The following is an 8317-nucleotide window of genomic DNA, read 5'->3' as shown; positions in this document are numbered from 1 at the left end:
CAGGGACAGCGTTGCGTGTACCTTTTCCTACTATTTCAGCGAAAATCGCTTCGGGTACAACCTCTCAATTCCACTGAATATTCCCAGTATTTTAGAACTTTTACCCGCCCCCGCCACTCTCGCAGATCACCTCCGGCGACGCCGCCTTGAACTCGGTCTGCACCAGAAGGATGTCGCTCAAATCATCGGTGTCACCACCTCCTCGGTCTGGAATTGGGAGCATGGAACGGAGCCGGAGCTGCGTTATCAACCACTGATCATCACCTTCCTAGGCACGAATCCCACCCCCTGTCCCGACGACCTGATCGGTCAACTTGCCTAACACAAAAAGAGCTGCGGCCTCAATTTAATTCAGCTCGGCAAGCAGATGAATCGCGATCCGGAACAGTTGGCGGACTGGTTGTCTGGCAGAAATAACCCGTTCAGGAGGAATCGGGAGAGCATTGAGCTGTTTATGGCGAAGCAGGAAACACCTCTGAAAACCAATATAAAGCTTTAATCCGTTAGGCGGCCTTGATAGCGGGCCACCCCGTTTAATTTATTCCTGAGTGTAGCTGGAATATGGGCTAAGACCTGAAGCAGATGCCGACCCGAAGAATGCTCTTCAGGGTGGTAGTAGGTCACAATCTTCAATTGATCTTCAAATGTCGCCAGCAAGGGGCGATTGCCTCGGGCCACCAGAACCGGAACTTGGTCGAGAGCCGATTTAAAGGGGTAAAACAATCGGGCGATCGGTGAGCATTGAGCCGGGTGCGAAACAACGAGTTAATAGTGACATTTCTGTAAACCCCTTAAAATCTGGTATAGAAAATTCGAGGCCCCTCAAGTCGCCGGAATTGTCAGGGAAAAATTTCATAACTAGTCGTTTTTATACTATTTTTTACTCGACAATACATATTGTAATGCCTAACCGGACATTACTGCCTTAAATTATTAAAAACTACCTGATTAGCGTCTATCTTTTGACATATTACACCACACACACACGACGAAGCCCCAGAGAATTTTGGGCTTCGTCGTGTGTGTTTACTTTGTAACTGCCTAGTTGATTACTTAAAAAGGATCCCTGGCAGCCACAGCGAGATCGCCGGCACATAGGTGATCAGCATCAGGAAAGCCATCATCACCAGAATCCACGGCGCGCAGGCCTTGGTCGTCTCGGTCAGGCCGAGACGGGAAATCCCCGAGGCGACATAAAGGTTGAGTCCGACCGGCGGGGTGATCATGCCGATCTCCATGTTCACCGTCATGAGTATCCCGAGATGGACCGGGTCGATCCCCAGCTGCATCGCCATGGGGAAGAGGAGGGGGGCGGTGATGAGGAGGATGGAGGAGGGCTCCATGAAGTTGCCGGCTGCTAGGAGGAGCAGGTTGACCATGATCAAAAAGCCGACAGAGCCGAGGCCCAAGTGAGTGATCCAGGAGGTCAACTCTTGGGGGATCTGCTCCGAGGTAAGGAGGAAGGAAAAGAGCACGGCATTGGTGATGATGTAAAGGATCATCGCCGACATATTCGCCGACGCCAGGAGAGTCTTCGGCACGTCCTTGAGCTTCATATCTTTGTAGATAAAGACGGCAACGAAAAAGGCGTAGACCGCACTCATCGCCGCTGCTTCGGTAGCGGTGAAGATGCCGCTGTAGATGCCGCCGATAACGACGACGATCAGAAAGAGACCCCACATGCACTCACGCATCGAGCGCAGACGCATCGTCCAGCTCGCTTTCGGCAGTCGCGGATAGTTGCGCTTTTTGGCCACCAGCCAGGTGACCGTCAAGAGGATGGAAGCAAGGAGAAGGCCGGGGATAATGCCGGCGATAAAGAGCTTGCCGATGGAGGTGTTGGTGGAGACGGCGTAGATGACCATGACGATCGACGGCGCCGCTTGGCAACGCCGCCGTGGGTGAGGAAGTTGCCGGCGAGTATAAAGAAGGGGATCGCCATGATCTCGAACTTCTCAATCCCGGTAAAGAGCTTGAGTGCCACTGCCTCGATCGGTACCGTGGTCATGGTGAAGAGGAAGGTCAGTACCGTCAGACCGAGGGAGATGGAGATCGGCATGCCGGTGAGCATGAGGACGGCAAGGAGGCCGAAAATTATCAATGCGGTCATGACTTACCTCCAGAATTTCCTGCACGGTCAAATTTGTGCTCTTCGTACGCTTCCAGTGCCTCCGTGGCATCCTTGGGGATTTCGTCATCAAGGCCGTCGACATGGCCGTGGTCATGATGCGGCAGCTCGCCGGTCCGGATGAAGCTGCGGATGACCTGGAGGAAACGGAAACACATGAGATAGGAGCCGAGGGGGATGGCGGAATAGAAGATCCAGACCGGCCATTCGAGATCCGGGGAGACCGGGCCTTCGGTGAGATCGGGCCAGTCAAAACCAAAGGTCGATGCTACGGCAAAGCGCATGCCGACGTCCCAAACGAATTTGGCCCCGAGGGAGCCGATAATAAAGGTGAAGAGGGCGCCGCCGGAGAGGCCGATGACGACAAACTTGGCGCGGGCCTTATCTTTCAAGCTGTTGATGAAGACATCGACGCCGACGTGGATACCGGTGCGCACTCCATAAGCAGCACCGAACTTGGCCATCCAGATGAACATGTAGATGCAGAGCTCCTGGGTCCAGCTCATGTTGAGGCTGAGGAGCCAGTCCTGCACGCCGGGGATGGCGAGGCCGCTGGCATAACGGTGGGCCACCGAGATGAAGATAATGATGGTCGCGGTAGCGATCAGCGAGGCGACCAGCCATTCTTCTAGGTGGTCAAGAAATTTCATCATCTGTTGTTCACTCCACGGTGAAAGGTTGAGGAAGAAAAAAATGCCGTTGCTGACCAGAGAGCCCGTCAAAGGCACTTCGCGAACAGGTACACCTAGTGTGCAGGACGCAATCGTGCCGCGATGACGAAATGGTCAGAATTCCAATGTGGTTAAACTGTGGTTGGGTAGTTTTGGGAGTGACTTGATCAGGCCAATGGAGGAGGGCGTGGGGTGTAACGTAGCAGGCAATGCAGGTTATCATGCGAGGTTGTTGCGGTTGGCGGGATGAGTTTTAGCGAAAGATAAGCGTTAAGAGCAGGTACTAAAAAATCGGAAAGTTTGAGTAACTTCTTGACAAAAATCGAGCTGTTAGCGGGCTCGCAAGATTCGCGAAATTCGCGTCTCTCGAAGGGGATGGTGGCGACCTCCTGTCCGCTGATTTCCGATAAAAGTTCAGCGTGCTTCAGGCGGTTGTCTGAACAGTGGTGCGAGAGATCTGCAGCAATGGCACTCAGATCGCCGAGCAAGGCAAACGACAACAGAAACATGACGATAGGCAGCCGCCCGCGATACCGGAGTGTTTCCAGTAGTCCTGTCCAGCCAGTGATTGATTTGCCATGTTGATGCTGCATTGAAACCGCCAAGGGAAATATTCCGTCGCCTGAAATTTGCCAACAAATGCTAACTTGTGACACCGATGCTAGCAATCACTGTCAGCAATAATGATGCCAAATACAAGAACACTACTTAACCCGTCTATTTTCCTTCAGAATAACAACGCAAAGGATCATAGCAAAGGAGAAATGGGTATGTCGCAAGTTATAGCTATATCCATTTTTCTCAGCATCTGCTGATGTTTACTAATGAATGACAAGATCAGTATGTGGTTATGGATATAGCTTCGGTTATACGGGTTTATTTGCTCCCCTTTCGCCATCGCCGGAGCAAGGTGGACGTTTGACGATAACAAGGCGGGCGCAAGCATTGCGCCCTACAGCGGACTCATTCCACCGAACTCAGAAATTGGGCATCGGCAAGCAACCCCAGGCGTTATCCCCCGAGACAGGAGTGACGGCCAGGATTTCGTAGGTTTCAACGTCGATGTCGATGACCAGGAAGGGGTAGCGCCGGACGCCGGGAGCCAGGAACTGATCGGGTGCCACTGGCTTGTCATTCAAATACAGGGTTTCTACGAAGAACAGGAGTCTGTCGGGCTTACGGCCTTAGCCCTAGTGTATATAGATAGCGTCCCCCTGTTGCAAATTTAGTGGCATGGGGTGATCGACGTCAACTATATTTCCCGGGCGGGAGTTTTAATTGTCGCTGATCAACCCTCCCTTCGGGTGGCAGTAACCTTTAACAGATTGATTTTTAATGAAGAAGGCGGTACTGCACAATATAGACAGCGATACCGCCGAAGTATCCGGCCAACGCAAGCCCGCTGATCCGTTTGACATACCAGAAGAAGTGGATCTTCTCCAGACCCATCGCCGCGACGCCGGCGGCGGAGCCGATTATCAAAATCGAACCGCCGGTCCCGGCACAGTAAGCCATGAACTCCCAGAGGAAGCTGTTGGGCGGATATTGCTCCAGGCTGTACATTCCTATTGAGGCCGCCACCAGCGGTACGTTGTCAACAATAGCACTGACAAGACCGATGATGGCAACGATGATATCTTCACGACCGACGGTTTTATTGAGCCAACCGGCAATATTCGTGAGGATGTGGGTATGTTCAAGGGTCGCCACCGCCAGGAGGATGCCGACGAAGAAGACAATAGAGCTCAGATCGATCTGGTGCAGGGCCCGCACCAGCGTCAATCGCTCCTTGTGTTCTTCTTCCTTCTTACTGTGCAGCAATTCGCCGACCAGCCAAAGGATACCAAGGCCGAAGAGGATCCCCATAAAGGGAGGGAGATGTGTGACGGTCTTGAAGATCGGCACGGCAATGAGTATCCCCAAGCCCATGACAAACATCAGATTCTGTTCAAAGGGGGTAGTGACAACCGAATCTTCACATTCGACTTCACGCGCCGGGCTGACAACTTCACGACCGCGCAGGAGATAACTGGTGATCGCCAGTGGTACCAGCATATTGATCAACGAGGCGATAAAAACCCCTTTGATGATCGCCAAAGTGGTGATCTGGCCGCCGATCCAGAGCATGGTCGTCGTCACGTCGCCAATCGGGGTCCAAGCACCGCCGGCATTGGCGGCAATGACGATGATGCCGGCAAAGAAAAGACGATCATCATGCTTGTCAAGAAGCTTCTTCATCAGCGAAACCATGACGATGGTGGTGGTGAGGTTGTCAAGGATGGCGCTGAGGAAGAAGGTAATAAAACCGACCAGCCACATCAGGGTGGAAAGTTTGGTCGTCTTGATCCGTGAAGTGATGACTTCAAAGCCGTTGTGGGCGTCAACCACTTCAACAATGGTCATGGCCCCAAGGAGGAAGAAGATGATCTGTGCTGTCGCGGCCAGCGATTCGTTGAGCTGCTCTCCGACGAGATGATGGTCGCCAGTCGACAGGGCATAGATCGTCCAGAGAAGGCCGGCGCCGATCAGCGCCGAAGCACTCTTGTTGATCTTGAGGGGATGTTCGAGAGCGATGGCGGCGTAGGCGATGACAAAGACGACGACGATAGCAGTGAGCATGACAATCTCCGGAATATTATATTGCAGGCGTCTTTCAAAATTTCAGATGCAGACATGGCAGATGTTCTGTTTTCTTTCTATTGAGCCGCGTGGGCATTTTTGGGACTTACATGAGGCTCTATTTATTGAAATAGCGGAAGATTCCCATCCCACCGATTGTCCCTCTTGAGGCAGAATCAGGGTCGTTTTCATCGACAGGCGGACTGCGCAGTGCATCCGCGAGAATCAGGCCACCCACAGTGCCGTAGAGAAGACCCGCTCCGCCACCGGTCACCAGCAGATTCATCTCCGTCCCGAGACCGACGGCGATAAAGAGCAGACCGGTGCTGAGGCCGACGATCCCGAGAATGATGGCGCCGAGCATTTTATTGCCGCTTCTTTGTGCCGCCCAGCCGCCCACCGCCCAGGCCATCATTGAGTAGACAGCAAAGCCGCCGAGCCCCCAGCGACTTAAATAAGTGTCCATCCCCAGCATCGTGGTCAAGGCTGTCGGGATGATGGTGGTGGTCAGGCTTAAACCGGCAAAACTGCCGAGGAGGGTCGCACCGATTGCCCGTAGCTTGATGCTCATAATGAAATAAATTATGGCAGCGTTAAAGCGGCGAATCATCTTGACGATCATGTTTCCATTGCTCTCCATTGTCGATGCGGCGACATCCATACCATACTCCTTGCGCTGATGAATAGAGAAGAAAATGCGGGCGGTTTATAAAAATTCCCCTCCCCCGAAGCGGGGGAGGGAAGTGTTCACAGAAGGAACAAAGGTGAAAGATTACAGCTTAATGAGATGACGGCGGAACTACCAGTTTGCCCGGATAACGGAGGCTGCCGACCAGGTCCTGAATCTCCTGGGGCGGTTCCGGGGTAAACTTGCCGACAACCCACATGGTGAGGAAGTTGAGGGCGGCGCCGACGGTGCCGATCCCTTCGGGAGAGATGCCGAACCACCAGCCGTCTTTATTATTGACTGCCGGATTAACGAATTTGAAGTAGCTGATGTAAGCGGCGACGAAGATGATACCGACGAGCATGCCGGCAATCGCCCCTTCTTTATTCGCCTTCTTGTTAAAGATCCCCATGAGGAGACAGGGAAAGAAGGAGGCAGCCGCCAGACCGAAGGCAAAGGCGACGACCTGAGCGACAAAGCCCGGTGGATAGATACCGAAGAGACCGGCGATACAGACAGCAACACCAGCTGCACCACGCGCCCACCAGAGCTCGGCGCTCTCGGACATGTTAGGAGTCAGAATACCCTTCATCAGGTCATGCGAAATAGCGGCGGAAATAACCAGGAGGAGACCAGCTGCCGTGGAGAGAGCTGCTGCGAGACCACCAGCGCCGATCAGGCCGACGACCCAGTTAGGCAGTTTGGCGATCTCCGGGTTGGCGAGGACCATGATGTCTTGGTCAATCTTGACTTCGTTGGTGCTCTTGTCACTATCCCAGGCGCCTTTGGCAATCTGCATGATGCCGTCGCCGTTCTTGTCTTTCCAGGCGACGAGTTTGGTCTTTTCCCAGTTCTTGAACCAGGAGGGAGCGTTAGTATACTCGACGTTATGGATCGATTTGACGAAGTTGGTGCGGGCAAAGACAGCAATCGCCGGGGCCGTGGTGTAAAGGAGAGCAATGAAGATCAGTGCCCAGCCGGCAGAAGAACGAGCATCACGCATCTTCGGCACGGTGAAGAAGCGGATAAGAATATGTGGCAGACCGGCGGTACCGATCATCAGCGACATGGTGATGAACCAGACGTCAATACGTGGGCGAACGCCGGAGGTATATTGAGCAAAACCAAGATCGGACTGGATACCGTTGAGGACATCGAGGAGGTATTTCCCCTGGGTCGAAGGATCGCCCAGTATGGCAGCGCCTTCGGCGGTGATCGACGAGCCGAAGCCGAGCTGAGGGATCGGGTTACCGGTGAACATCATCGAGATAAAGATCGCCGGAACCAAGTAGGCTGTGATAAGGACGACGTACTGGGCGACCTGAGTGTAGGTGATCCCTTTCATGCCACCGAGGGTGGCATAGAAGAAGACCAGCGCCATGCCGACGACGACCCCCATGTTGATGGAGAGGCCCATGAAGCGGGAGAAGACGACGCCGACGCCGCGCATCTGGCCGGCAACGTAGGTGAAGGAGACGAAGATGGCGCACAGCAGCGAGACAACGCGGATGGTATTGGAGTAGTAACGGTCGGCCATGAACTGGGGGATGGTGTACTTGCCGTATTTACGCAGATAGGGACCGAAGAGCATGGCAAGCAAAACATAGCCGCCAGTCCAGCCCATCAGGTAAAAGGAGCCGTCACGGCCCATAAAGGAGATCAAACCGGCCATCGAGATAAAGGAGGCGGCCGACATCCAGTCAGCACCGGTCGCCATACCGTTCAAGACTGCCGGCACCGATTGCTCGGCCGCATAGAAGTCGCCGGTGGACTTAGCCCGGCAAGCATAAGCGATGTAGATGTACAGGGCAAAGCTCAATCCCGTAAGAATCCATGTCCAAGTCAGAATACTCATATTTTCACCTCATAAAGTTAGCGAATTTTCGTTGTCATCCTGCGGCCTGCCGGGTGACTACCCTTCGTGCACGTCATACTTGATGTCGAGCCTGTTCATCATCCCGACATAGGTCCAGATCAAAATAACAAAGGTGATGATCGACCCTTGATTGGCGATCCAGAATCCGAGGGGAAAACCACCGATTCTGATAGTGTCGAGTTGATCAACGGCCATGATGCCGCAGAAAAACGACACAAAAAACCAGATGGCAAGGTGAACCATGATGATTACCAGGTTTGGGCCTGTAAAGGATTTTGTGTAAATGGGTTTGTCGGTTAATAAGTCGGCATCCTGTCGCCGAAGATGATCGTAAACTGATTGAGTGCCGATTTCCA

At 53.4% G+C, this 8317-nt stretch carries 6 protein-coding genes and 2 pseudogenes; 1 reads left to right on the top strand and 7 read right to left on the bottom strand.

Annotated features, from left to right (window positions below; genetic code table 11):
• Positions 1-67: 67 nt before the first annotated feature.
• Positions 68-499 (top strand): annotated as a pseudogene (locus CVU69_13730) (transcriptional regulator).
• 550 nt (positions 500-1049) lie between these two features.
• Here CVU69_13730 and CVU69_13725 read toward each other — a convergent pair.
• From CVU69_13725 to CVU69_13695, 7 genes and pseudogenes are all read right to left on the bottom strand, one after another.
• Positions 1050-2110: pseudogene (locus CVU69_13725) on the bottom strand (C4-dicarboxylate ABC transporter permease).
• A complete protein-coding gene (locus tag CVU69_13720; protein ID PKN11207.1) occupies positions 2107-2778 on the bottom strand; it encodes a TRAP transporter permease DctQ in 672 nt (223 codons plus the stop codon). Before CVU69_13720 ends, CVU69_13725 begins: the two are co-directional and overlap by 4 nt.
• Before the next feature lie 188 nt (positions 2779-2966).
• A complete protein-coding gene (locus CVU69_13715; protein PKN11205.1) occupies positions 2967-3308 on the bottom strand; it encodes a hypothetical protein in 342 nt (113 codons plus the stop codon).
• An 823-nt stretch (positions 3309-4131) separates the two neighbouring features.
• Positions 4132-5418, bottom strand: a complete 1287-nt coding sequence (locus CVU69_13710) for a sodium:proton antiporter (protein PKN11204.1) — start codon at positions 5416-5418, stop codon at positions 4132-4134.
• Between the two features lie 118 nt (positions 5419-5536).
• The gene (locus CVU69_13705) at positions 5537-6079 is read right to left on the bottom strand and encodes a hypothetical protein (GenBank protein ID PKN11203.1); all 543 of its coding nucleotides are present in this window, start codon (positions 6077-6079) and stop codon (positions 5537-5539) included.
• A gap of 118 nt (positions 6080-6197) precedes the next feature.
• Positions 6198-7940 (bottom strand): cation acetate symporter, encoded by a 1743-nt coding sequence (locus CVU69_13700; protein ID PKN11202.1) that lies wholly within the window; start codon positions 7938-7940, stop codon positions 6198-6200.
• Between the two features lie 57 nt (positions 7941-7997).
• The gene (locus CVU69_13695) at positions 7998-8204 is read right to left on the bottom strand and encodes a DUF4212 domain-containing protein (GenBank protein PKN11206.1); all 207 of its coding nucleotides are present in this window, start codon (positions 8202-8204) and stop codon (positions 7998-8000) included.
• Between the last annotated feature and the right edge of the window lie 113 nt (positions 8205-8317).

This window comes from Deltaproteobacteria bacterium HGW-Deltaproteobacteria-4, from assembly GCA_002841765.1.
GTDB lineage: Bacteria > Desulfobacterota > Desulfuromonadia > Desulfuromonadales > UBA2197 > UBA2197.
Note: the sequence above shows the minus strand (reverse complement) of the source record. Positions and strands in the feature narration are given on the sequence as shown.